At 64.7% G+C, this 22,500-nt stretch carries 23 protein-coding genes, 1 tRNA gene, 1 pseudogene and 1 other annotated feature; of the genes and pseudogenes, 5 read left to right on the forward strand and 20 right to left on the reverse strand.

Annotation, left to right across the window (positions count from 1 at the left end; translation table 11 throughout):
* Positions 1–124: 124 nt before the first annotated feature.
* The 17 genes and pseudogenes from PG896_RS07355 to PG896_RS07435 form a co-directional block, all read right to left on the reverse strand.
* Positions 125–592: a Dps family protein gene (locus tag PG896_RS07355; protein ID WP_010673329.1), complete on the reverse strand. Its 468-nt coding sequence runs from the start codon at positions 590–592 to the stop codon at positions 125–127.
* Between the two features lie 131 nt (positions 593–723).
* A complete protein-coding gene (locus PG896_RS07360; RefSeq protein ID WP_080768134.1) occupies positions 724–1,266 on the reverse strand; it encodes a DUF3833 domain-containing protein in 543 nt (180 codons plus the stop codon).
* 11 nt (positions 1,267–1,277) lie between these two features.
* Positions 1,278–1,820 carry a chalcone isomerase family protein gene (locus tag PG896_RS07365; RefSeq protein WP_198497811.1) on the reverse strand — a complete coding sequence of 181 codons (543 nt, stop codon included), beginning with the start codon at positions 1,818–1,820 and terminating at the stop codon, positions 1,278–1,280.
* On the reverse strand, positions 1,777–1,995 hold the full coding sequence (locus PG896_RS07370; RefSeq protein ID WP_010673326.1) for a TIGR02450 family Trp-rich protein: 219 nt from the start codon (positions 1,993–1,995) through the stop codon (positions 1,777–1,779). The genes PG896_RS07365 and PG896_RS07370 overlap by 44 nt, the downstream gene beginning before the upstream one ends.
* Positions 1,992–2,470: pseudogene (locus PG896_RS07375) on the reverse strand (DUF2878 domain-containing protein). Before PG896_RS07375 ends, PG896_RS07370 begins: the two are co-directional and overlap by 4 nt.
* Before the next feature lie 2 nt (positions 2,471–2,472).
* Positions 2,473–3,729 carry an SAM-dependent methyltransferase gene (locus PG896_RS07380; protein WP_201957406.1) on the reverse strand — a complete coding sequence of 419 codons (1,257 nt, stop codon included), beginning with the start codon at positions 3,727–3,729 and terminating at the stop codon, positions 2,473–2,475.
* A gap of 106 nt (positions 3,730–3,835) precedes the next feature.
* Positions 3,836–4,615: a DUF1365 domain-containing protein gene (locus PG896_RS07385; protein ID WP_270835570.1), complete on the reverse strand. Its 780-nt coding sequence runs from the start codon at positions 4,613–4,615 to the stop codon at positions 3,836–3,838.
* Entirely contained in the window at positions 4,612–5,871 is a 1,260-nt protein-coding gene (locus PG896_RS07390; RefSeq protein ID WP_041214656.1) for an NAD(P)/FAD-dependent oxidoreductase, read from the reverse strand. Before PG896_RS07390 ends, PG896_RS07385 begins: the two co-directional genes overlap by 4 nt.
* Positions 5,868–6,602, reverse strand: coding sequence for an SDR family NAD(P)-dependent oxidoreductase (locus tag PG896_RS07395; protein ID WP_198497814.1), 735 nt, complete (start codon positions 6,600–6,602; stop codon positions 5,868–5,870). The genes PG896_RS07390 and PG896_RS07395 overlap by 4 nt, the downstream gene beginning before the upstream one ends.
* Positions 6,599–7,027 carry a nuclear transport factor 2 family protein gene (locus PG896_RS07400; RefSeq protein WP_198497815.1) on the reverse strand — a complete coding sequence of 143 codons (429 nt, stop codon included), beginning with the start codon at positions 7,025–7,027 and terminating at the stop codon, positions 6,599–6,601. The genes PG896_RS07395 and PG896_RS07400 overlap by 4 nt, the downstream gene beginning before the upstream one ends.
* A 1-nt stretch (position 7,028) precedes the next feature.
* The gene (phrB, locus tag PG896_RS07405) at positions 7,029–8,453 is read right to left on the reverse strand and encodes a deoxyribodipyrimidine photo-lyase (protein WP_270835571.1); all 1,425 of its coding nucleotides are present in this window, start codon (positions 8,451–8,453) and stop codon (positions 7,029–7,031) included.
* Positions 8,450–9,337: a MerR family transcriptional regulator gene (locus PG896_RS07410; RefSeq protein ID WP_113069793.1), complete on the reverse strand. Its 888-nt coding sequence runs from the start codon at positions 9,335–9,337 to the stop codon at positions 8,450–8,452. Before PG896_RS07410 ends, phrB begins: the two co-directional genes overlap by 4 nt.
* A 139-nt stretch (positions 9,338–9,476) precedes the next feature.
* Positions 9,477–10,421 carry a YbgA family protein gene (locus PG896_RS07415; RefSeq protein WP_010673317.1) on the reverse strand — a complete coding sequence of 315 codons (945 nt, stop codon included), beginning with the start codon at positions 10,419–10,421 and terminating at the stop codon, positions 9,477–9,479.
* A 173-nt stretch (positions 10,422–10,594) separates the two neighbouring features.
* Positions 10,595–11,224, reverse strand: a complete 630-nt coding sequence (locus PG896_RS07420; RefSeq protein WP_039041374.1) for an outer membrane beta-barrel protein — start codon at positions 11,222–11,224, stop codon at positions 10,595–10,597.
* A gap of 178 nt (positions 11,225–11,402) precedes the next feature.
* Complete coding sequence (locus tag PG896_RS07425; RefSeq protein ID WP_010673315.1) at positions 11,403–11,957, reverse strand: DUF3157 family protein; 555 nt, start codon at positions 11,955–11,957, stop codon at positions 11,403–11,405.
* 88 nt (positions 11,958–12,045) lie between these two features.
* Positions 12,046–12,876 carry a hypothetical protein gene (locus PG896_RS07430; RefSeq protein WP_410198453.1) on the reverse strand — a complete coding sequence of 277 codons (831 nt, stop codon included), beginning with the start codon at positions 12,874–12,876 and terminating at the stop codon, positions 12,046–12,048.
* Positions 12,877–13,023: 147 nt separating this feature from the next.
* A complete protein-coding gene (locus PG896_RS07435; protein WP_210538475.1) occupies positions 13,024–13,623 on the reverse strand; it encodes an HAD family hydrolase in 600 nt (199 codons plus the stop codon).
* Between the two features lie 191 nt (positions 13,624–13,814).
* Positions 13,815–13,948 (forward strand) — a sequence feature (Phe leader region).
* A gap of 38 nt (positions 13,949–13,986) precedes the next feature.
* Here PG896_RS07435 and pheA point away from each other — a divergent pair.
* Positions 13,987–15,159: a prephenate dehydratase gene (pheA, locus tag PG896_RS07440; protein ID WP_010673312.1), complete on the forward strand. Its 1,173-nt coding sequence runs from the start codon at positions 13,987–13,989 to the stop codon at positions 15,157–15,159.
* Between the two features lie 669 nt (positions 15,160–15,828).
* On the opposite strand, the gene PG896_RS07445 is transcribed toward pheA, so the two are convergent.
* The gene (locus PG896_RS07445) at positions 15,829–16,254 is read right to left on the reverse strand and encodes an LPP20 family lipoprotein (protein WP_010673311.1); all 426 of its coding nucleotides are present in this window, start codon (positions 16,252–16,254) and stop codon (positions 15,829–15,831) included.
* A gap of 88 nt (positions 16,255–16,342) precedes the next feature.
* Complete coding sequence (locus tag PG896_RS07450; protein ID WP_010673310.1) at positions 16,343–16,963, reverse strand: FlgO family outer membrane protein; 621 nt, start codon at positions 16,961–16,963, stop codon at positions 16,343–16,345.
* Positions 16,964–17,228: 265 nt separating this feature from the next.
* On the opposite strand from PG896_RS07450, the gene PG896_RS07455 reads away from it, so the two are divergent.
* From PG896_RS07455 to ppk2, 3 genes are all read left to right on the forward strand, one after another.
* A complete protein-coding gene (locus PG896_RS07455) occupies positions 17,229–18,383 on the forward strand; it encodes a flagellar assembly protein FlgT (RefSeq protein WP_210538476.1) in 1,155 nt (384 codons plus the stop codon).
* Between the two features lie 50 nt (positions 18,384–18,433).
* A tRNA-Arg gene (locus PG896_RS07460) sits at positions 18,434–18,510 on the forward strand.
* Positions 18,511–18,782: 272 nt separating this feature from the next.
* Positions 18,783–19,607: a polyphosphate kinase 2 gene (gene ppk2, locus PG896_RS07465; RefSeq protein ID WP_113978546.1), complete on the forward strand. Its 825-nt coding sequence runs from the start codon at positions 18,783–18,785 to the stop codon at positions 19,605–19,607.
* On the opposite strand, the gene PG896_RS07470 is transcribed toward ppk2, so the two are convergent.
* Positions 19,604–21,268, reverse strand: a complete 1,665-nt coding sequence (locus PG896_RS07470; protein ID WP_113978547.1) for a SulP family inorganic anion transporter — start codon at positions 21,266–21,268, stop codon at positions 19,604–19,606. The two genes, ppk2 and PG896_RS07470, sit on opposite strands and share 4 nt — an antisense overlap.
* A gap of 168 nt (positions 21,269–21,436) precedes the next feature.
* On the opposite strand from PG896_RS07470, the gene PG896_RS07475 reads away from it, so the two are divergent.
* Positions 21,437–22,495: a PQQ-dependent sugar dehydrogenase gene (locus tag PG896_RS07475; RefSeq protein ID WP_113978549.1), complete on the forward strand. Its 1,059-nt coding sequence runs from the start codon at positions 21,437–21,439 to the stop codon at positions 22,493–22,495.
* The last annotated feature ends 5 nt before the right edge of the window (positions 22,496–22,500 follow it).

Raw genomic sequence — 22,500 nt, forward strand, 5'->3', positions numbered from 1 at the left:
CAAATAGAAAAAAGCCGCCCAAATCGGGCGGCAAGCGGGTGGGAAATCAAGGAGAGACAACTCGGGTTTGCAACAACAGGGGCAATGATACGGGCCGGGGCATGGGCAGCCGGCCCCAGGTTCATCAGGCCAGATAGGCGCGCAGCATCCAGACCAGTTTTTCCTGCTGCTGCACATAGTCGGAGAGGATGGATGCAGTCCCTTCATCACCGGCATCAGCGGCCTGACCCAGGATGCGGCGCTGGGCGACCAGCAGTTCGCGGAAGCTCGCCAGCAGGGATTCCACGCAGGCACGACCGTCATGCAGCCCCTTCTGCTCGGGGATGGCGGACACCTGGATGTAGTCGCTGAAGCTGTGCAGGGGCACGCCATCCAGGGTCAGAATGCGTTCGGCCAGGGCATCGACTTTCAGCAGCAGGTCGTTGTAGATCTCTTCGAATTTCAGGTGCAGCTCGAAGAACTGGTTGCCGCGGATGTTCCAGTGGAAGCCACGGACGTTCATGTAGAGGATCTGGTAGCTGGCCAGCAGCTTGTTGAGCTCGGCGGCCAGGGCTTGTGATTGAACGGTATCAAGACCAATGGGGCTCTTCATGATTCACCTCCAGGTGGTAAGCATTATCGGGAACGGAGTCAGCTTATCCAGAAGCAGACTCAAAGGACAATCGTCCGTGCCTTGCCGATCCATAGCCAATGGCTATCGTCGGCAAAAAAATGCACCGGCTTTCATTGCTCAAGCCGTTCGATATAGAGGATCACCTCGCCGAGATGAATGCCGAACTTGCTGATCTTCGCGCGGTTGATCAGGCGGTCGTCGTCCAGCAGATACATCCAGTCATCAAAGCTCACCCTCACCACGCTCTCATCCGGCAGAGCCAGATCGAGTTGATAACGCCAGTTGAGGGCAAAGCCCTCTGTCTTGCCTACCGCCTCCCCCACCACGTCTGAAGCCGTGCCGCGCCAGTGGCCATCCGCCCCCTTGCTCAAAAACCAGGTGCGGGTCTGCCGACGGCCATCATCGAAGTAGAACTGCTCGAACAGCTCCCCCTTGCCCTCTCGCCAGTGCCCCTGCATCTCGACCCGAAAGCGACTGGTCACTTCGCCGCTGCGGTCCGTCACCAGGCCGTGGGCCACCAGCTTGCCATTGAAGAAACGGGCGAGATCCCAACCCGGCCGGGAGCCGCGATAATCGTCAAGACCCGCGCCGCAACCAGAGAGCCACAGCAGGGGCAGCAACCAGGCAAGACGCCACCAGGAAGAGAACTTCATGGAATACTCCATCAGGATTGGCCGCGCAGGCGGCGGGTCAGAGCGGGATCCCGGCTGTCGTCAGTCAGCCAGATGGCAAGAAACGCGGGGGCGAAGGCGGGATCATCAAGAGAGCCAAGGAGGCGATCTCGCAACCAGAAGTGGCCCGTGCCTTGCTCGTCCACATAAAAAACCAGCTTGTCGCCGGGGGCGACATCCGGCCAGAGCGTGGCCAGTCGAGCCAGCCAGCGTTGGCGCTCACTCTCGCTGCCAAGGCCGAGCCGCTGCCACTCGGCGGCGGTCGCCTCCAGCAAATCCTGGCGCTCGATGGCCCTCGCGTAGGTAATGCTGAGGGCCTGCGGGTAGCGCCCCGGCTGATAGCGGCCGCTCTCGCTGTAGAGGGTGGCGTCATAGAGCTTGAACCAGAGCCAGCGCATCTCCCCCTGTCCCACGGTGCGCAGCCCCTGCCAGGGAGCGGCAACGCTCTGGGCGGTCGCAAACAGTGGCAGGCTCAAGACCGCCAGCAGCAGGCTAGTTCCACCCCATGTGCCAACGGGCGGGATCCTCCAGTTCATGCCAGTCCATCTCCTGTTCCTGCAGGGTGTTGATATCCTGCATCACCACGCTCGCCAGATGCCCTTGGGCATCGCGCTGGCAGGCCACCACCAGGTAGAAACGCTCGGCCAGCTCGCACTGGCCATCCCTGGTCCACTTGGAAAACAACAAGGTGTCGGTCGAAAAGGTGTTCATCTCGTCTCACCCTCCAGCTTGACCGTTACCCACAGGAGTACGGGTAACCACCACATCCAGATCACCGCCAGCAGCACTGCGCTTGTCCAGATGCCCCAGGGTAAGTTTACTGCCCCCATGGCGGCCCCCGCCATATAGGAGGAGCCCCCCCCACCATGCCGAACAGCCCCTGTTGCCAGCGCGGCAAGAGGCGAAGCCAGCGAAGGCCGTGGGAGAGGGTCAGGGCGAAACCGCACCAGAGCAGCAACAGCCAGAGCGGAAAACCGGACGGAAAGTGAAACAGGCCGAGGCGCCAGAGCAGGATGTCGAGCAGGCAGCCTGCCAGGGCGACCGGGATGAGGCGCCAGTCATGCCCACGGCGGGGGGAGAAGATGAAATGGAGCAGCAGCATCCCGAGCAGCGGGCCCGGTTGCTGCCATGTCACCGCCAGCAACCAGTAGAGGTTGAATCCCAGCAGGTGGGCCCACTGCCACATGATCAGCGACCGTGTGCCGGCAAGTCCCCGGACCAGCCATGGGGCCCCGGCTTGGCGGCCTCCAGTTGCACCAGGCTGATGGCCCGCTCCCAGAATCCCCCTTCACAGTAGGCGAAATAGAAGTGCCAGAGCCGGATGAAATCCTGGCTGTAACCGAGCTTGGGCAGCTCTGGGGCCAGCGCCAGGAAGCGTTCGCACCAGTGGGCCAGGGTACGGGCATAGTGGTGGCCGTGATCGTGCAGCCGTACCAGCTGCATGTCGGTCTCCCGCGCCAGCAGACCCGCCATCTGGGAGACGCAGGGCAGGCAGCCTCCCGGGAAAATGTAGCGCTGGATGAAGTCCACCCCGCGCAGATACTGGGCGTGACGCTGATCGGCGATGGTGATGGCCTGGATCAGCAGGCGTCCGCCGGGCTTGAGCAGGCGCGACAACTGGCGGAAATAGTCGGGCAGGAAGGCGTGCCCCACCGCCTCGATCATCTCGATGGAGACCAGCTTGTCATAGCGTCCCTCCAGCTTGCGGTAATCCTCCAGCAGCAAGGTGATGCGATCTCCCAGCCCCTCCCGCTCGATCCACGCCTTGGCATAGTCGTGCTGGGCCCGGGAGATGGTAGTGGTGGTGACCCGGCAGCCGTAGTGACGGGCCGCATAGACGGCGAGACCGCCCCAGCCGGTGCCTATCTCCAGCAGATGGTCGTCCGGCCCAAGCTCAAGCCGCTCGCAGATGGTGCGCAGCTTGGCCTGCTGCCCCTCCTCCAGGGTGGCATCCGGGTGGGGATAGATGGCGCTCGAATACTGCATGTGATCGTCGAGAAAGCCCTGATAGAGGGTGTTGCCAAGGTCATAGTGGGCGGCGATGTTCGCGCGCGAACCGGTCAGGGTATTGCGATTGAACCAGTGGCGCACCTTGTTGAACGGGAAGCTGAGCCAGCCGAGGCGCCGTTCCAGGGCGTCGAGCAGCGGCAGATTGCGGGCCAGCAAGCGCACCAGTGCCACCGGCTCCGGGCTGGTCCAGAGACCCTCCACCCAGGTCTCTCCTGCGGCGATGCTGCCCCCCAGCAGCAGGCGGCGATAAAACGCCGGATCCTGCACCACCAGCTCGGCAAGCAGGTCGCTACCCGCCTTGCCGAAACGGTGGCACTCGCTGCCGTCGTGGAGCACCAGCTGGCCCTGCTCAAGGCGCGCCAGCAATTTGAGCAGCAGTTGCTTGGCCCCCTTGTCGATGAAAGAGGCAGAGAGGGTTGATTGAGCAAGTTCCATTAGCAGCTCTCCGAATGGGTCAAGAATGGGGTCGTTCGGTTGGGATGAACCCGCACCATGGGCTGCTGACAACACCAGGAAGCGGAATTTAACGGGTGTGTCAGCGTCACGGGCGGCTCTCCGGATGGGTGAAGACGGGGGTGCGTTTGATAAAAAGGCGCAGGGCCTGCCAGTAGATCCCGAGCAGCACCTTCAGGGTCATCCAGGGCCAGCGAGCCAGCAGCGCCGCCAGCCCCTTGCGCGACAGCGGCGCGCGGCGCAGGGCCAGGGTGGCGTCAAACAGCTTGCTCTCACCGGATACGGGGTGGCTCTCGATATGGATCAGCGCCTCCTCTTTCGGCGCTCGGATGCGCCAGTGGTAGCGCATCCCCAGTCCCATGAAGGGGGAGACATGAAAATCCTTGTCATGGGGGGAGAGCGCCGCCAGATCCAGCAGGTAGTAGTGGCGCTCGTTCCAGGGGGTATTGGAGACCTCCGCCAGCAGGTAGCGGGTCTCCCCCGCCCGATCGCAGAAGTAGAAATTGACCGGGCTGAAATAAAACCCGAGGCAGCGCACGTTGCCAAGCAGCAGCACCCGCCCGCCGGACTCCGCATCCCCCCCAAGGGCCGCCACCTTGTCCCAGACCGCCTGCTTGAGGGGCCCTTCGCTGCCCCGCAGATAGTCCTCGCGGCGAAACGAGAGCAGTCCGGCCCGCTCCACGGCAAACCAGCGCCCCTGCTCAAGCCCGGGCAGTTCGTCCAGATCCAGCCCCAGCATGAAGAGGCTGTAGGAAAAGGCGTGGGGACGCGGCGCGAAGCGGCGATGGCGCACCGAACCTTGCCAGATGGCGCTGATCCCCTCCCCCATTCCCTCGTCCCCTTGCGTCAAGGCCGCGGCGCCGCTCATAGCTCGGCCCCGAAGCGTCTGGCCACGTCCAGGGCGCTGCGCACCCCGTCCTCGTGAAAACCGTTGTACCAGTAAGCCCCGCAGAAGTGGGTGCGCTGATGGCCACAGATCTCTCCCCGTCGCTGCTGGGCGGCGATGGAGCCCTGATTGAATACCGGATGATGATAGACGAAACGGCGCAACACCTTGCTCTCGTCCACCCGTCCACGGGGATTGAGGCTGACGCAGAAGGGCGCTGGGGAGCTCACCCCCTGCAGGATGTTCATGTTGTAGCTCACCAGGGGGCGCGCCCCGTCATCCTCACCGAGCTGGTAGTTCCAGCTCGCCCACGCCTTGCGGCGCATCGGCAGGCAGGAGGCGTCGGTGTGCAGCCAGACGTCGTTGGCCTGATAGGGCATGTTCCCGAGGATGGCCCTCTCTCCGTCGCTCGCATCCGCCAGCAGGGCCAGGGCCTGATCGCTGTGACAGGCGAAGATCACCTCGTCAAAATGGGCCTCCTGCCCCTGGCTGGTGACCACGACGCCATCCGCCACCCGGCGCACCGCCTCCACCGGGGTAGCGAGGCGGATGCGCGACTGCCAGCCCGCCGTGAGCGGCCCTATGTACTCTCGCGAGCCTCCCGGGATCACATACCACTGGGGCCGGTTCGCCACCTCCAGCAGCCCGTGGTTGGCGAAAAACCGCAGGAAGAAGCTCAAGGGGAAGGCACGCATGTCCGCCAGGGTGGAGGACCAGATGGCCGCCCCCATGGGCAGGATGTAGTGGCGGGCGAAATAGTCGCTGAATTTCCCCGCCTGCAGGAAGTCCCCCAGGGTCAGCTCGGGGGTCAGCTCCCGCTGGCGATGCGCGGCCAGCCAGGCCCGCGCCTCCCGGTTGAAGCGCAGTATCTCGGCGACGAAGCGATAGAAGCGCGGGCTCAGCAGATTGCGGCGCCGGGCGAACAGGGTATCGAGGTTGTGGCCGTTGTACTCCATCCCCTCGGGACTCTTGACCGAGAAGCTCATCTCGGCGGGTTGGCGCCCCACCCCGATGCGCTCCAGCAATTTGAGGAAGTTGGGATAGGTGCGGTCATTGAAGACGATGAAGCCGGTGTCGATGGCATAGTGGCGCCCAGCCTGTTCCACCTCCACGGTGGCGGTGTGGCCTCCCAGGGTCGGCGCCGCCTCGAACAGGGTGATGTCATGCAGCTTGTGGAGCAGAAAACCGGCGGTGAGACCGGAGATACCGGAGCCGACGATGGCGATCTTTTTCTTCATGAAGGGCGTCCTTTCGAAACGAGTGTGCGGCCAAGGCGCAGCCAGAGCCCTGTCGGCAGGGCGCCGAGCAGGCGCAGCAGCCAGATGAAGCGACGGGGAAAGTGGATCTGGTGGCGACCGGCGGCAAGCCCCGTCATGATGGCGCGGGAAGCCTCTTCCACCGTCACCAGGCAGGGCATGGAAAAATCATTCTTGTCGGTGAGCGGCGTCTGCACGAAGCCCGGGCGGATCAGGGTCACCCCGATGCCCTTGCTGGCCAGATCCAGGCGCAACGTATCCGCCAGATAATCGAGGGCCGCCTTGGAGGCGCCATAGGCCTCCGCCCGTGGCAGGGGCAGCCAGCTCACCGAGGAGCTGACGATGGCAAGCCGTCCACCCGCCCCCAGCCGCGGCAGCAAGGCGGCCAGGGCGTTGCCGGTGGCAATGAGGTTGGTCTCGATGACCCGGGCAAACAGGGCGCCGTCAAAGCCTTCTGCCGGATCCATGTATTCACAGTTGCCCGCATTGAGAATGAGCAGGTCGAGGGCGGGCAGACTCGCGGCCACCCCGGCCATGGCGGCGCTGTCGCGCGCATCGAATCGCAAAGGGGTGATCCCCAGGTCGGCCAGTGCCTGCAAGCGCACCTCGTCCCGGCCACAACCCCACACCTGCCAGCCGGCGCGCCGATAATCCAGCGCCAGCTGGCGGCCGATGCCCGAGGTGGCCCCGGTGATCAGCACCCGGCCGCTCATGTCCCCAGCCTCCCCTTGATGGCACGTACCACGGGCCCCAGCAGCGGCAACTGCTCGTAGAGCATGGCCCCGAGATCGAAGTAGTCCCGGTGCAGGAACACCTTGCCCCAGGAGTCGAACGTCAGCCGGGTGGCCCCCTCCACCCTGACGGCCCGGCCACCGGCAATCCTGGGGTGGGAGAAGGTCATGACCCAGGCGAGCCAGGCTTCGTTGCCCGACTGCTGCTGACTCGTTATCTCGAAACTGCACTGGGCAAGGCGCTCATAAAGGGAGGAAAAGTAACGGGTGAGCGCGGCCAGCCCCTCTATCCGGTGCGCAGGATCGATGAAGAGCACCTCATCGGCATAGACCTCCGACAAGCGGTGCAACTGATGCTTGTCCAATTGCAGGTAGAGGATGACAAAGCGGGCCAGCGCGTCATTCATGCTAGTTTTTCTCCAGTTCGCGGAACATCTCGATGGCCCTCACCCGTGCAACGGCATGATCCACCATGGGGGCCGGATAATCCTGCCGCCCCTTGAGCCGCAACCAGTCGTGGGGCTCGTGAAGATAGGCAGCAGGCACATCCGCCAGCTCAGTGACCCAGGTACGAATGAACTCCCCTTGTGGATCAAATCGTTGCCCCTGGGTGGTGGGGTTGAAGACCCGGAAATAGGGCGCCGCATCGGCCCCGGTCCCCGCCGCCCACTGCCAGCCGCCATTGTTGGCCGCCAGATCCCCGTCGATGAGCCGACTCATGAAGTAGTCCTCCCCAAGCCGCCAGTGGATATGGAGATCCTTGGTGAGGAAGCTCGCCACTATCATCCGCAGCCGGTTGTGCATCCAGCCGGTGGCGTTGAGGCAACGCATGGCCGCATCGACCACGGGGTAGCCGGTGCGCCCCTCGCACCAGGCGGCGAAGGCATCCGGATCCCAGCTCCACGGCAGGGCCGCCGTCTCCGGCTTGAAGGGGCGGTTCATGGAGAGGCTCGGGATCAGCACCAGCAAGTGGCGGTAGAACTCGCGCCAGATGAGCTCGTTGAGCCAGACGAAACCGGGTTGGGCCTTCGACTGGGGCCGGTAGCCGAGACGCTGCTGCAGCGCCCCCACGCACTGGCGGGCACTGATGATGCCCGCCGCCAGATAGGGGGAGAGCACGGAGGTGCCCGCCAGCGCCGGAAAGTCCCGGGTCTCGCCGTAATCGAGCACCGCCTGATCCAGAAAAGCGTGCAACCGGCGGCTCGCCTCGGCCTCCCCCACCGGCCAGCGGGTGTCCGGCGTCAAATCCCCCAGCCCGTCGTCCACCCACTCCCGCTCGGCCAGGGGCAGCCACGGCAACCGCTCGCCGCGTGGTGCGGGGGCACGGTGAATGACGAAGCCATCCTCCTCGAGAGCCTTGAGCCAGGCGCGGCTGAAGGGGGTGAAGACCTTGAACATCTCCCCCGACCCGGTCAGCACCCGACCGGGCGGCAGCACGCAGCAGCCGTTGAACCAGTGGCTGGTCAGGCCCTGCTCCCCCAGCGCGGCGCTGACGGCGTGGTCGCGGCGCAGCTCGTCAATCTCGATGGCCTGGTTGGCGTAGAGCTGGCTCACCCCGAGATCCCGGCAGAGCGCCGTCAGCGCCGTCGGCACCTCGGCAAAGGTCTCGACCCGCAGCAGATGAAGCGGAATGCCGAGGGCCGCCAGCTCGCAGCCCATGGCATCCGCCTGTGCCAGCATGAAGCGCTGGCGGACCGGGGCCAGCTTGTGCTGCTGCCACTGGGTCGGCGAGACGATGAAGAGTGCGGCGACCGGTTCATCTCCGGCGCAGGCGTGGCGCAGGGCCGGGTTGTCGGCCAGACGCAGATCGTTGCGAAACCAGACCAGCCTCATGACGGTGTTCTCCCGCCCTTGCCCTTCGCCTTGGCAGTGCGGGGCGTCGCACTGACCTCTGCCAGGGTGGCGTGCCAGTTGCGGGCACGCCGCCACGGCTCATCGTAGAGGCGTCCCAGCTCGCCAAAGAAGCGGGTACCCGCAGGCCATTCGGCGGCCTGGTCCTGCTTGCCGAGCCCGGCCCCCAGCAGGATCAGCCAGGGGGGGGTGGCGCGCCCCTCCAGCAGGGTGGCATGGCGGGGCTCCACCGCCCCCAGCAGTTGCACCTCATATCCCTGACCGATGAGCTCATACGCAGCCCAGACAAGATCCAGCGGCCCCACCTGCCCCCAGCTTGCCAGGGTGACGGGGACGCCCTTCTCCTGCTCGATGAGGTGGCGGGCGAAGCGGGTATGCAACCAGCCGAGCCACACCTGTTGCAGCAGCTCGCCATCGGGGCGCTCGCGCCACAGCCCCAGCAGCCGCTCCACCAGGGGCTGCAGCACCCGGCTGCGCACCAGCTCGAAGGGGTAGCTCGCCAGCAGATCGCCAAGCTCGGCCTCCGCCTTGCGCTGGTTGAAGGCGAGCAGCGCCTGGCTGAACTGCTCCAGGGTCTGCTGCCAGTGATCGCTCACCGGCGCACTCTGGGGCTCGCTCAACAGCCCCTTCACCTGACCTATGCTCACCCCCCGCTCCAGCCAGCTCAGGATCTCGCCTATCTGGCGGATGTCCTGCTCGCTGTAGAGGCGATGGCCCTTCTCGGTTCGGGCCGGTTGCACCAGCCCGTAGCGGCGCTGCCAGGCGCGCAGGGTGACGGCGTTGACGCCGGTGAGGCGGGAGACCTCGCGAATGGGGTAGACGCCCTCGTCGGGGAGAGGCGCGGCTGCTTGTGGTTCATCAGACATGAGAGAGTCCATCAGACGTTGGGAAGAGGCCCCGGTCATCCGCCGGGGCCTGCACAGGGGGTTCAGAGCCCGTAGCGCAGCTTGAGCGTGTCGGGATGAAGGTCGAGGTAGGCCTGATCGGCCAAATCCAGCCACACCTTCACAGCCCGTAACGCAATTTCAGCGTGTCGGGATGGGGATTGAGGTACACCTGCTCGGCGAGATAGGGGTTCGGGTACTCGCGCAGGTAGTGGCGGATCAGGGTAAGGGGCACCAGCAACGGGAAGACCCCGGTGCGGTACTTGTCGATGGTGTCGCACAGCTCCTGCTTCTGGGCCGGGGTCAGCACCCGCTTGAAGTAGCCCTGCAGGTGCATCAGCACATTGGTGTGGCTGCGGCGGTTGGCCCGCAGGGTCAGCGCCGCCATCAACCCCTGGATGTAGCTGTCGGCCACCTCCTGCAGGTTGGCCTTGCCAAGGTTGGCGAGCAGGCGCCCCAGCGCCCGGTAGTGGGTGGTGGCGTGGGAGAGCACCAGGTACTTGTAGCGTGAATGGAAGCGGATCAGGGCTGAGGCGGTGATCCCCCGGGCGCAGAGCTGCTGCCAGTCGTGGTAGGCGAAGACCCGCAGCACGAAGTTCTCCCGCAGGATGGGGTCGCACAGGCGGCCATCTTCCTCCACCGGCAGCAGGGGGTTGGCCTCCATCAGCGCCTTGGCGAAGAGGCCGACCCCCTCCTTGGCGCTCCCCTCGTTGTTGGCGCCATAGATGCGCACCCGCTCCATGCCGCAGCTGGGGGATTTGGCGCAGAGGATGTAGCCGGAGAGGAAGTCGAGCTGGCGTGCCTTCTGCTCGCTGAAGGCAATCAGCTTGTCGGTGACGTCGAAGCTGCCGTTGCTTGCCTCGGCCCGCACCTCGCCCTGGCGCTTCACCAGCCGGATGGCGGCGCGGGGTGCACCCAGGCCAATGGCCATCTCGGGGCAGACGGGGTGATAGTCGAAATGGGCACCCAGATCCCGTTCGCAGAAACTGGATCGTTTGTGGCCCCCGTCGAAGCGCACTTCCTGGCCGAGCAGACAGGCACTGATACCGACCTTAATCTTGTACATGATGAAGCCCCTTGTATAAGCCTTGAGTAAGTTATAGCAGTTATACAAAAGATTGGAAGCTGTATAACTATTGCGAACTGATACGGCCAGGGGGCGGCGGGCGGATCAGCCCCCATAAAAAAAACCCATGACCGAAGTCATGGGTAAAGGTGAAGACCCTGCAGGAAGGATGATCAGAAGCTGTATTTCACACCCAGGCTGGAGATGGAGCCTTTTTGCAGATCCCAGTTGCGATAGGTGTAGTCGGCGGTGAGGGCCAGGTTCTGGGTCAGCTTGTAGGCCGCCCCCGCCTTGAAGTCGTGCATGTCGTCGGTCATGTTGGCGTAGCGATAGCCGGTGGAGAGCTCGACGGCGCCGATGTCGTAGCGCAGACCCACTTCTCCGTAGAGGCTGCCGCTCTTCTTGCGGGCCAGGGTATCCCAACCGGAGTGGTTCACGTCGGAAGCCAGCTCCCGTTCCAGGCTGTAGCCCATCAGGCCGGTTTCACCGTAGAGGTTCAGGCCGGTGCTGAGGGGGGTGTAGACACCCATCCCCAGACTGGAGATGGCCATGCTGTCGTTGCCGCTGCTGCGGGAGGTGTATTCGCTGCCGATCCGGCCATAGACATTGCTGGTGAAGCTCTTGGAGAGATCCAGGCTCAGGCCGCCGAAGTCGCGGTTCTCCCCATCCTTGCCACCGATGTAGTCAGACTTGGTGTGGGCCCAGGTGGCAGAGCCCTTGGCATAGCTGAAGGCATCTTGCGCCAGGACGGAGGTGGAAGAGAGACCGGCCAGAACCAGAACAGACAGTGCGATCTTTTGCATTTTGTTGACTCCATGGGTTGAGTTAGGCGGACCTAACTGGAATGGAGCCATTGTGACGGGCAAAGGGGGCAACGCCGAGGAGCAAGCTGTTGCCAAACCATGTCAGATGTAAGCGGATATTGCTGGCGGTTACCGGTGCAACACTCTGCGGGGGAGCGAGGGCTCCCCCGCCGTCATCCTAGCGGAACTCCACCTCGTCGATCTGCACCCGCACCAGCGGCTTGCCGGTGAGGCCGGCGGGTCGTGCCAGCTCGATGGCCCGGGAGGTGCGTGCCTCCCCCTTGCGCAGGTAGGAGTCAGGCAGGCGGTTCTCCCCGACCCAGAAGCGCACGGGCTCGCTCGAGAGCTGCACCCCGTCGGCGCTGAACAGGGTCAGGCTGCCGTTGACGCGCACCACGTTGCGACTGCCGGTGTTGCTCACCACGAACTGCAGGCTGAGGGGATCGTCCCCCGCCACCTGGTCCAGCTTCACCGTGATGCCGTCCCGGGTCGCCTGGGAGAGCAAGTCGGGATGGGCCATGGCCTGCTCGGTCAGCACCGGGGCCGCGACACTCGCCGTCACTGCCTGACCGGCTACCGTGGCTGCCGGCTTGACCAGCAGGTATTCCCAGGTGAAATCGTCATTGAGTTGCACCTGGCGACCATCCGGCAAGGTGATCTGGTGCAGGGGAGCCGCCTCGGCCAGCAGAGGGCACAGACAGAGGGCGACCAGCAGTCGGGAGAGGGGTTTCATGGGCAGGCACTCGATAAAGGATGCGAAGGGAGCAGTATAAAGAGTCGCGCCCTCCTTGCCTATGACCCCCCTCACGTTACGCCCCGACTCAGATGACCAGGGGGTGGGGATCCTCCAGCGTGGCCAGATCCAGGGTCACCAGATCGAACTGGGCACTCCTGAGGGCCTTCTGGATGGTGGGCTGCATGTCGAACACCAAGGCCCGCAGCCGTTCGGGCACCCGGATCCTCGCAAGGGTGGTGACCCTGTCACCCAGGGTATGGAAGAAGACCTGGGCTCCCCCCAGCCCCATGTCCACCAGCATCTGCTCGGCCATGTCGACCATCCGCAGGTGCCGCCTGTCCAGGGAGGTCATATCGACAAACCGCCGGCTCAGGCAGGCCTCCCCCACGTCTCCCCAGAGCGCCAGTTGCCGCTTGTGAAAGCCGTAGCGAAAATCCCGGTTGGTCATCCCCTGCTCGGCAAAGATCCAGAGGGTGTTGGCGGGCAGGCTGTGGAATCGGCGCAGGTACTCCCGCTTCTCCTCCACCGAGGCCGACATCAGCAGCGGCGGGCCCTCTTCATGTTCGAGCTGCTGGCAGAGGTAGCGCACCGGGTCGGTCACCTCGGCGAGGTGGCCCAGGTGCGCGCTGAAGATCATCTCGTCGGTCTTGAGCACCTGATGGGGGATGCCGTAGTGCCGGCAGTAGCGCTGTGCCCTGGCCACCGACTGGCGGCTGAGGGTGGGGTTGTCCAGGGTGATGGCGCGAAATCGCACCCCGCTGGCCCGGCACAGATCCATGCTGTAGCAAGATTCCTGTCGGCCGGAGAAGGAGACAAGCAGTTCGCTGTAACCGGCCAGGGTGTTGATGAGCCTCTGTTCCCTGGCTTGAAAGGTCTGATCGTATCCCCGATGCAGCGCAACGACATTGGCATCCATAACAACAACTCCGGATGATGAACTGGATACCATTTTGCCCGCACCAAGCTGAATATACACTTAAAGAGCATGGATAAAGCTGTACGTTATTTGCCCTCAATCAAGGTTTTGCACACTTTTTTCGCTGCGAAGCGAAACTGGCTCTCCTCAGGCAGGCAACAACCCCTGAGCGATCAGATGCGCCCGGCACCGGGCCGGATCGGTGAAGATCAGCCCCCGCAGACCGAGCGCCTCGGCCGCCGCCACGTTGGCCGGGCTGTCGTCGATAAAGAGGCACTCCCCAGCCTTGAGGTCGAACGACACCAGCAGATAGCGGTAGATGTCGGGCTCGGGTTTGAGCATTCGCACCCGGGCCGACACCACCTTGCCGCTGAAGAAGCGCCAGAAGGACTGATGCTGCTCCAGCCAGTCGATGCTGGCGTGCCCCATGTTGGAGAGGGCATAGAGGGGGTGGCCTGCACCGTGCAGTTCTTCGATGAGCGCCACCATGGCGGGATCCGGCACAAGGGAGGACGGCACCGCCTGCAAGATGGCCAGATTCTCCGCCATCGACAGGCCGGTGCGCCCCTGCGCCTGACGGGCCATGGTGTGCAGGGAGAGGGTCCCCCTGTCCACCTCCAGCCAGTCCGGGTGGTTGAACAGCTGCTCCGCGATCGCTGTCGCCCCATCAGGTCCGCGCACCCCACTCACGATGGCCACCGGATCCCAGCGCACCACCACCCTGCCCAGATCGAAGATCACCGCCATCGTCTCGTCCTCTCTATGTGTTGTTGCCACGGATGTGGTCACGGCGGTTGCCACAAACAGGGACCAGAACGACGCTCACTCCCCCTCGGCAACCCGAGCCACCACCCTGCCCCGTTCAACGCCCCCGGGCAAGTTTTACTTGCATCGCACCGCCAAATCCCTTAATGGTTATGGCGTTACATTCAGGACACGCCCATGAACACACCATTCTTCTTTGTTTTCTCGTTTACCCGGCCCACATGAGGGAAGGCCCGTCGTCACGTGAACCATTCGCGTAAACAGAAACCAAAGACGAATCGAGCCTCCCCAGCGGAGGCTTTTTTTTGCACCACACACCACAGAATCACTGGATAGGGAACCACCATGGCAACGCTCGACGAGATCAGACACGACATCACCCAGTTGGATCAGGAGCTGCTCGCCCTGCTGGCCAAACGCAAGACCCTCAGCATCGAGGTCGCCCGCGCCAAGCAGGCCAATCCCCGTCCCATCCGTGACCACCAGCGCGAACAGGACTTGCTGGTCGCCCTGATCCAGAAAGGGCGCGCCCTCGGACTGGATGCCCAGTACATCACCCGCATCTACCACACCATCATCGAAGACTCCGTGCTCTCCCAGCAGGCCTACCTGCAGAGCCTGCTCAACCCCCAGCAACAGGAGCCCATGACCAGCGTCGCCTACCTGGGACCGCGCGGCTCCTACTCGAGCCTGGCCGCCCGCAAGTACCTGGCCCGCTACAAGGATCAGGTGATCGAGGTGAACTGCCAGAACTTCCGCGAGGTGCTGGACACCGTGGAGTCGGGCCGCGCCGCCTTCGGGGTGCTGCCCATCGAGAACACCAGCTCGGGCTCCATCAACGAGGTGTACGACGTGATGCAGCACACCACCCTCTCCATCGTGGGTGAGCTCACCTATCCCATCGAGCACTGCATCCTCACCGCCGTGCCCACCGAGATCGAACGCATCAAGACCTTCTACGCCCATCCCCAGGTGTTCCAGCAGTGCTCCCATTACCTCAGCAAGCTGGAAGGAGCGCGCCACGAGATCTGCGACTCCTCCTCCAGCGCCATGATGAAGGTGAAGGAGCTGGCAAGCCCGGAAGCGGCGGCCATCGGCAGCGCCGCCGGCGGCGAGCTCTATGGCCTGGACGTGCTGGCCGAGCAGCTCGCCAACCAGAAGGAGAACTACAGCCGCTTCATCGTGGTGGCGCGCAAGCCCATCGACGTGGCGCCCCAGATCCCGGCCAAGACCACCCTCATCATGTCCACCTCCCAGAAGCCGGGCTCCCTGGTGGAGGCGCTGCTGGTGCTGCGCAGCCACGAGATCAACATGACCAAGCTCGAATCCCGTCCGGTGCAGGGCAACCCCTGGGAGGAGATGTTCTACCTGGATGTCTCCGCCAACCTGCAGACCCCGGCCATGCAGGCCGCCCTGCTGGAGCTGACCAAGATCACCCGCTACATCAAGGTGCTGGGCTGCTACCCGAGCGAAGACGTCAAGCCGACCGCCGTGCCGCCCGTCTTGATGGGAAGCTGATGGGGAGCGGATCCCGCCCCTGCCACACAAAGGCGAGCCCCGGCTCGCCTTTGTGCTCTCTGCGCCCTCCCCGTGAGACGCGGCCCAGTCCCGCCCTTCCCTTCCGGCGTTAAACCGCCCTCCACCCCCTTCCTCGTGGACCCGGGATCCTGGCGCTGCTGTCTCTCCACTCACCATCAGGCCATCTTCCTCCCGTTGCGGCCTCCTTTTGCCGCCTGCCGGGCCTTTCTATCGTTTGGCTTTATTTAACGACATGGTGATATCGTTAGATTTCCCTAAACAAAAAAGGCTGCCATTCCGGCGCCCGGGCACCTCTTGTTCTACTTCAGCCCCCTTTTTCCTCGCCACAGGCCGGATCCCGCCCGGCCATCAAGTCCGTTTCTCCTGCAGAAGACCAGCTCTCCCCCCAAGACGCCAATCCCGGTTATCCTCACCGCAGGCCAGTTATCCCCCAAGACGCCAACCCCGGTTATCCTCCCCAGGCCCTATCCCGTCCAAGGCGCCAACCCCGGTTATCCTCCCCAGGCCCTATCCCGTCCAAGGCGCCAACCCCGGTTATTCCCCGCAGATCCGAGCCCTTTCCCGACCAAACAAAAAGGCGAGCCTGCGCTCGCCTTTGTCTGTGCCGTGATCATCGCCGGGCTCATGCCGGCGCCCCCCGGACCCGCCCTAGAACTGGCCCGCCATCAGCTGGTTCAGGTGATAGAGGTTGCGGGTGTCGAGCTCCAGCTCGGTGGCATAGGTGTTGCCACGGGGATAGGTCGCCACCACCCGGGCACCGCGCACCATGCCCGCCACCGACACATCCAGGGAGTTGGAGGTCTGGGTCAGGTCCTTGTAGCTGCTCTGGCCGCGCACCTGCTGGCCGTTGAGCTGCTCCGCCAGCTCCCGGTAGGCGTCCATCTTGGAGGCGCGGATCGCCTGCAACATCTTCTCGGACTGGGAGGGACCGGGCTGGATGTCGATCACCGCATACCCCACCGCCTTGAGCACCGGGAAGTCATCGGGCTTCTCGCCCACGTCATAGTTCACCACCCGGTTGCCACTGCACGCCGTCAGCAACATGGCCATCAGGCAACCCAACAAGATTTTCATCGCTGTTTCCCCGTTTTCCTGTTCACCACACCCGATGTTTCACGGCTCAATGTCAGCCAGCCCGCTTCACGCTTCATGACGCGCCACCTCAAGGGGTCAGGTTGACCAGATGGCCGGACGGGCTCTGGCCCCCCCGCATCAGGTAACCGCGATTGATGGAGGCCCGGCCAAAGGAGTTGCTGGCACCGGACAAATATTGTTTCGGGATCAGGCTCTGGGCCGTGGTCTCCACCATCTTGGTGCGCAGATCGATGATGCGGGCGTTGACCAGGATCCCCTGCTGATTGCGGCTGAAGGTGCCGGTCAGGATGCGGGAGATGGGCAGCCGGGACGAGAGATCCTTGTAGTTGCGGCTCATCACGAAATCCCCCTGCGGGGTCACCTGGATGTTGCCCGTGGTCTTGAAGTCCACCACCACTTCCCCGCGCCGGTTCAGCTCGTAGATGAAGCTCTCCTCGATCTGCTGCCCCATCCAGTTGGTGTCCTTCAGGGTGTCGAGATCGACAAAGGAGGCGACCGCAATGGGCTCGGTCAGGGTCGTGAGGGACTTGCGCTCCATCAACTGATCCGTCATGCGGGCCACCAGCCAGTTGAGCTCCATCCCCTTCGCCGCCTGGCGAGGGTCTCCCAGCTCCCGATTGATGGGGTCGGCCGACCCGCAACCGACCAATGCCAGCGCCACCGCCAGCACCGTGATAACTCTCTTCATGGATACCTTTCCTGTATCTGCACCTGACCTGTTATCGGTCGCAACCGCCAACACTTGAGGCGGGAATGCGCGCAGGATCCTCGATGATCCCAGGGCAAAGGCGCGCACTGTGCCACCGGAGCCCACCGTACGGGCTCCGGCCAGGGAAGAAGGCATGGTTCTTGCTTTTATTTGGTCACCCGCTCCGGTGCAGACCGGATCTGTGTCCAGGATCCCTGACCCGCCTCACCGGCGGCAGCGGGGTCGCCCACTCAAGGTGTTTGTTATGAAAGTTTCGCTGCTGTTCACCCTGCTGCTGGCCAGCCTGTCGGCCAGGGCCGAACTTATCGAGGCCCAGGGCAGTGCCGCCATTCTGGGGGGCGACGAGGTCTACGCCCGCGAGCAGGCAACCCGGGATGCGCTGCGCCAGGCCCTGCTGGCCAGCGGGGCGTCCGTCTCCAGCATCCAGCGCCTGGAAAATGGCAGCCTGCGCTCGGAGCAGATCCAGATCCGTTCCGGCGGCGACATCCGCCAGTACCGCCTCAAGCGCGAAGAGGTGCGCAACGGCCGCATGTACATCACGCTGGTGGCCGACATCCAGGCCGAGCGCCAGATCTGCCAGACCCAGCACTACGCCAAGGATTTGACGCTGGTACGCCTGCGCATGCGCTACCCGGATCAGGCGAGCACCGGCGCCCTGGACGACATGCCCGCCGATCTCTCCCGCCGCCTGTTCGAGACCTTGGCGGCAGCCCCCCAGGGGGTGGTCGCCCGCCAGTGGCTCGACGAGAACCTGCGCATCGATCCGCTCCACCTGCAGCAGGGGGATCGCAGCGCCCTCGAGGAGATCAAGGCCCTGAGCCTGCGCACCGACAGCCAGTACCTGGTGCTCGGCAGCATCGACGATCTCTCCCTCGAGCCTCAGGGCAACGCCCTGACCAGCTGGTATGAGGATCCCGTGCGCAATTTTCGCATGCAGCTCTACCTGTTTGACGGCATCAACGGCACCCTGCTCGGTCGCAAGGAGTACCAGGGGCGCGCCAACTGGACCTTCTCCAAGCGGGAACAGGTCGGCAGCAGCGGCGGCCGGTTCTGGCAGTCGAGTTATGGCCAGGAGGTGGGCTACCAGTTGAAGGAGGCGGCCCAGGACATCGTCGCCGAGCTTGCCTGCGCCCCCGTCACCGCCCGGATCGTGGCCCAGCACGAGCGCGGTCCCCACATCAATCTGGGCCGTCGCAACGGCGTCAAGCTCGGGGATCAGTTCCGCGTCCAGCACAGCGCCGACTTCGTCGACCCCTACGGCAAGTCCCGCGTGATGCGCAATCCCGCCGACGGCCTGTTCGAGGTGGTGCAGGTGTTCGAGGACGGCGCCGTCATCAGCAGTCAGAACAAATATTCGCCATTCAATGTCCAAATCGGTGATTTGGCCGTATTGGAATAGGAATCAAGGGTTTAAAAGCACAATGCTTCTTGTATAATGCCCGCCACAAGGTTCCCGTAGCTCAGCAGGATAGAGCGGTCCCCTCCTAAGGGACAGGCCACTGGTTCGACTCCAGTCGGGAACGCCATACAAAACAAGGGGTTGGCATCGCAAGATGCCAACCCCTTGGTCGTTCTTGGCCCCTTCATCATCCCCCGCCAGCACTGTGCGCAGTGCGGCCCCAGCCCCGTGGGGATGGCGACAACCGGGGCAAGGGCTCGCCGTCCACCTGCCCACCCATGATCCCGATCACCCTCTGCCCTCGCCGCCAACGGCGAGCCGGCGTCGTCATCTACGCTTGAAGGGCGCCGTCCGGGATGACGGCCACTCTCCATCCGTTTGAGACACAAGAAGGACATCATGGGCAGCAAAAAAAAATCCAGGGCTGAACAGCCGGTCGTGGTCGAGGAGCAGAAGCCCCTCGGCAACAAGGCATACGAAAAGGCGCTGCGCCGCCTGCACGTGGAGCTGGTGAAGCTGCAGCAGTGGGTGGTGCACAAGGGGCTCAAGGTCTGCATCGTGTTCGAGGGGCGCGACGGGGCCGGCAAGGGGGGCACCATCAAGGCGATCACCGAGCGGGTCAGCCCCCGGGTCTTTCGCGTCGTCGCGCTGCCCGCCCCCACGGAGCGGGAGAAGAGCCAGCTCTATTTCCAGCGCTACATCCCCCACCTGCCGGCGGCGGGCGAGATCGTCATCTTCGATCGCAGCTGGTACAACAGGGCCGGCGTGGAGCGCGTCATGGGCTTTTGCAGCGAGGAGGCGAGCGACAAATTCCTGGCAGGCACCCCCATGGTGGAGAAGGCCATGGTCGATTCGGGCATCATACTGCTGAAGTACTGGCTGGAGGTGACCCCAGAGGAGCAGGAGCGGCGGCTGCGGGATCGCATCGACGACGGTCGCAAGATCTGGAAGCTCTCCCCCATGGACATCAAGTCCTTCAACCGCTGGGATGACTACACCCGGGCGCGGGATGCCATGTTCATCGCCACTGACACCGCCTGGGCCCCCTGGTTCGTGGCCCGCTCCGAGGACAAGAAGCGGGTGCGCCTCAACATCATCTCCCACCTGCTGTCGCACATCCCCTACGAGGCGCTGCCGGCCGAGCCGGTCAAGCTGCCCAGGCGCAAGATAGGCAAGGCCGCCCCCTCGGAACACCCCCTGCGCATCATTCCGGAGCGCTTCTAGGCAAGCGGGGTGAGCCCGGGCTCACCCCTGCCCTGCCGATACTGGCGGATAGCCGCCCTGGCATTGAACAGCATGCGGCTCTCCCCCAGCTGGCTGGCCAGCCCGCTACGGCGCACGTTCTCGAGCACCCCAGGGTTGAGCCCGGCCAGCCAGAGCGTGACCCCCTTGTCACGCACCTGCCGCTCCCCCTCCATCAGCATCATCAGGGCCGAGTATTCCACGTCCTGCACCCGGCTCATGTCGAGCACCACCACCTCGGGCCTGTGCGTCTCGGTCAGCTGCCGGACCTGGGCCGCCACGTGTTGCGCGTTGATGAAGAAGAGGCGCCCCTCCGGGCGCAGGATCAGCAGGCCCGGGATGGTCTCGTCATCGGGATGCTGCTCGCTGAGCGGGCGCAGCACATCCTCCCCGGGCTTGCGGCCGATCACATAGACCCTGGGGTGCGCCGTCTGGCTCGCCAGCCCCAGCAGGGAGGCGAGGATGGCGACCACTATGCCCTCCAGGGTGCCGAACAGCAGCACCCCCAGGCAGGCGATGACGGCCCAGCGAAACTCCATCATGCGGATCTGCCCTATCTTGCGAAACTCCCCCGGCTGGATGAGCCCCACCGAGTAGACGATGACCACCATCGCCAGGGTGGCGCTCGGCAGCCAGGAGAGCAGCGGGGCGAGGAAGATCATGGTGGCCAGCGCCATCGCGGCGGTGACCGCGGAGGCCCGCTGGCTCAGGCCCCCGACGGAGCGCACCACCGCCGTCTGGGAGGTGCCGCCCCCCGCCGGCATGCTGCCGCAGAAGGCGCCCCCCAGGTTGGCCAGCCCGGTGGCCACCAGTTCCCGATTCGCATTGATCTCGGGCTCCTCCTTCCCCACGAAGGCCCGCCCTGCGGCGATAGTCTCGGTGAAGCTCATCAGCGCTATGCCCGCCGCCCCCGGCAGCAGCTGCAACACCAGGGTCGGATCCGGCATCGTCAGGCTGGGCAGGCCGGTGGGGATGCTCCCGACGATGGCGACGCCCGCCTCGTTCAGGCCGAGGCCCCACACCAGCGCGATGCCGACACCCACCCCCAGCAGGGGGGCGGGGGAGTGGGGAAAGCGCCACTCCATGAACACCAGCACCACCAGGGTGGCGAGGGCGACCCCCAGGGTCAGCCAGGAGGTCTGGGGCAGCGCCTGGCCGAGGTGGTAGAGATCCAGGAAGAAGTTCTCCTTCTGGAGGTGCACCCCGAACAGCTTGGGCAGCTGGTCGAGGATGATCACCAGCCCTATGCCGCTCTTGAACCCCACCAGCACCGGCAGGGAGATGAAGTTGGCGATGAAGCCGAGCCGCAGCGCGGCCGCCAGCATCAGCATGGCCCCCACCATCAGGGTCAGGGTGGCCGTCACAATGAGCAGCCGGCCTGGGTCGCCGTCCGGAACCACCAGTCCGAGCTGGGTGGCGGTCAGGATAGCCAGGGTGCTGGTGGAGCTGACGCTGAGCACCCGGGAAGAGCCCAGCAAGGCGTAGATCACCATGGGCACGAACGCGGTGTAGAGACCGATCGCCACCGGCAGCCCCGCCACCGTGGCATAGGCCATGGCCTTGGGCAGCACCACGGCCGCCGCGGTGACGCCGGCCAGCAGATCGGACAGGAGGCGCCCAGGCGCCGACGCAAGTGATGACATCTGAATCCTCCATTATCCCGGGTCCGGGCTGGCGCACTATTCGCCTTGATGACAGTGTGAAGTGTAGGCGGCGAAGTGATGCAATAGCTTGTTGTGTCTCACGTTTTCCCGCTCCCTTCCCCTATACTTCAGCGACGTTCAGGCCTGGCCAGAGAGAGGATATCCCCCATGTTGCGACTGCTTGCCCTGCTGCTTGTCTGCCTGGCGCTCCCGGTGCGGGCGCTGACCCTGACCCAAGTGGCGGGGGAGCTGCGCCACCCCTGGGGGCTCGCGTTTCTCCCCGATGGCGGCTACCTCGTCAGCGAGCGCCCGGGCCGCCTGCTGCGCATCGACGCCGGCGGCGAGCGCCACCTTATCTCGGGCCTGCCCCCCCTCGCCGCCGCGGGTCAGGGGGGGCTGCTCGATCTCGCCCTGGACGGCGAGGGCTGGGTGTATCTCAGCTACAGCGAGCCGGGGGACGGCGGCGCCGGCACCGCCGTGGCCCGGGCCCGGCTGCAAAAAGATGCGTTGGTCGACTGGCAACTGCTGTTTCGCCAGCAGCCCAAGGTCGCCGGTGGCGCTCACTTCGGCTCCCGCTTGGTATTGATGGATGACTATCTCTTTATCACCCTGGGGGATCGCTACAGCGAGCGGGCGCGGGCCCAGACGCTGGACAACCACCTCGGCAAGACGGTGCGCCTGCACAGGGATGGCCGGGTGCCCGCCGACAATCCCTTCGTCAAGACGGCGGGGGCCCTGCCGGAGATCTGGAGCCTGGGCCATCGCAACATGCAGGGGGCGGCGCTGCGCCCGGTTAGTCAGCAATTCTGGGCCCACGAGCACGGCCCCCAGGGCGGGGACGAGGTGAACCTCATCCTGCCCGGCCACAACTACGGCTGGCCCAGAGTGACCTTCGGCGAAGAGTACGGTGGCGGCAAGATTGGCGTGGGCCAGAGCGCGCCGGGCCTGACGGCGCCGCGCTGGATCTGGGTGCCCTCCATCGCCCCCTCGGGCATGACCTTTTATCAGGGGGGGCTGTTCAAGGAGTGGCGGGGAGATCTGCTGGTCGGCGCCCTGCGCGGCCAGGCCCTGTTGCGCCTGCGCCTCGACGGGGACACCATAGTGTCACAGGAGCGGTTGCTGACCGATCTGGGGGAGCGGATCCGTACCGTCAAGGAGGGCCCCGACGGCGCGCTCTATCTGCTGACGGACTCGGGTCAGGGACGCCTGCTCAAACTGACCCCATAGGATGC

The organism is Aeromonas sp. QDB30, assembly GCF_027707645.1.
GTDB classification, from domain to species: domain Bacteria; phylum Pseudomonadota; class Gammaproteobacteria; order Enterobacterales; family Aeromonadaceae; genus Aeromonas; species Aeromonas caviae.

Coding starts and splice junctions, on each gene's coding strand:
- PG896_RS07355 (WP_010673329.1), bottom strand. CDS start 592: ATGAAGAGCCCCATTGGTCTTGATACCGTTCAATCACAAGCCCTGGCC.
- PG896_RS07385 (WP_270835570.1), bottom strand. CDS start 4,615: ATGAGCGGCGCCGCGGCCTTGACGCAAGGGGACGAGGGAATGGGGGAG.
- PG896_RS07365 (WP_198497811.1), bottom strand. CDS start 1,820: ATGAACTGGAGGATCCCGCCCGTTGGCACATGGGGTGGAACTAGCCTG.
- PG896_RS07435 (WP_210538475.1), bottom strand. CDS start 13,623: ATGGCGGTGATCTTCGATCTGGGCAGGGTGGTGGTGCGCTGGGATCCG.
- PG896_RS07445 (WP_010673311.1), bottom strand. CDS start 16,254: ATGAAAATCTTGTTGGGTTGCCTGATGGCCATGTTGCTGACGGCGTGC.
- PG896_RS07425 (WP_010673315.1), bottom strand. CDS start 11,957: ATGAAACCCCTCTCCCGACTGCTGGTCGCCCTCTGTCTGTGCCCTCTG.
- PG896_RS07415 (WP_010673317.1), bottom strand. CDS start 10,421: ATGTACAAGATTAAGGTCGGTATCAGTGCCTGTCTGCTCGGCCAGGAA.
- PG896_RS07380 (WP_201957406.1), bottom strand. CDS start 3,729: ATGGAACTTGCTCAATCAACCCTCTCTGCCTCTTTCATCGACAAGGGG.
- PG896_RS07360 (WP_080768134.1), bottom strand. CDS start 1,266: ATGAAGTTCTCTTCCTGGTGGCGTCTTGCCTGGTTGCTGCCCCTGCTG.
- phrB (WP_270835571.1), bottom strand. CDS start 8,453: ATGAGGCTGGTCTGGTTTCGCAACGATCTGCGTCTGGCCGACAACCCG.
- PG896_RS07455 (WP_210538476.1), top strand. CDS start 17,229: ATGAAAGTTTCGCTGCTGTTCACCCTGCTGCTGGCCAGCCTGTCGGCC.
- ppk2 (WP_113978546.1), top strand. CDS start 18,783: ATGGGCAGCAAAAAAAAATCCAGGGCTGAACAGCCGGTCGTGGTCGAG.
- PG896_RS07420 (WP_039041374.1), bottom strand. CDS start 11,224: ATGCAAAAGATCGCACTGTCTGTTCTGGTTCTGGCCGGTCTCTCTTCC.
- PG896_RS07400 (WP_198497815.1), bottom strand. CDS start 7,027: ATGAATGACGCGCTGGCCCGCTTTGTCATCCTCTACCTGCAATTGGAC.
- PG896_RS07370 (WP_010673326.1), bottom strand. CDS start 1,995: ATGAACACCTTTTCGACCGACACCTTGTTGTTTTCCAAGTGGACCAGG.
- PG896_RS07390 (WP_041214656.1), bottom strand. CDS start 5,871: ATGAAGAAAAAGATCGCCATCGTCGGCTCCGGTATCTCCGGTCTCACC.
- PG896_RS07395 (WP_198497814.1), bottom strand. CDS start 6,602: ATGAGCGGCCGGGTGCTGATCACCGGGGCCACCTCGGGCATCGGCCGC.
- PG896_RS07470 (WP_113978547.1), bottom strand. CDS start 21,268: ATGTCATCACTTGCGTCGGCGCCTGGGCGCCTCCTGTCCGATCTGCTG.
- pheA (WP_010673312.1), top strand. CDS start 13,987: ATGGCAACGCTCGACGAGATCAGACACGACATCACCCAGTTGGATCAG.
- PG896_RS07475 (WP_113978549.1), top strand. CDS start 21,437: ATGTTGCGACTGCTTGCCCTGCTGCTTGTCTGCCTGGCGCTCCCGGTG.
- PG896_RS07410 (WP_113069793.1), bottom strand. CDS start 9,337: ATGTCTGATGAACCACAAGCAGCCGCGCCTCTCCCCGACGAGGGCGTC.
- PG896_RS07450 (WP_010673310.1), bottom strand. CDS start 16,963: ATGAAGAGAGTTATCACGGTGCTGGCGGTGGCGCTGGCATTGGTCGGT.
- PG896_RS07430 (WP_410198453.1), bottom strand. CDS start 12,876: ATGGATGCCAATGTCGTTGCGCTGCATCGGGGATACGATCAGACCTTT.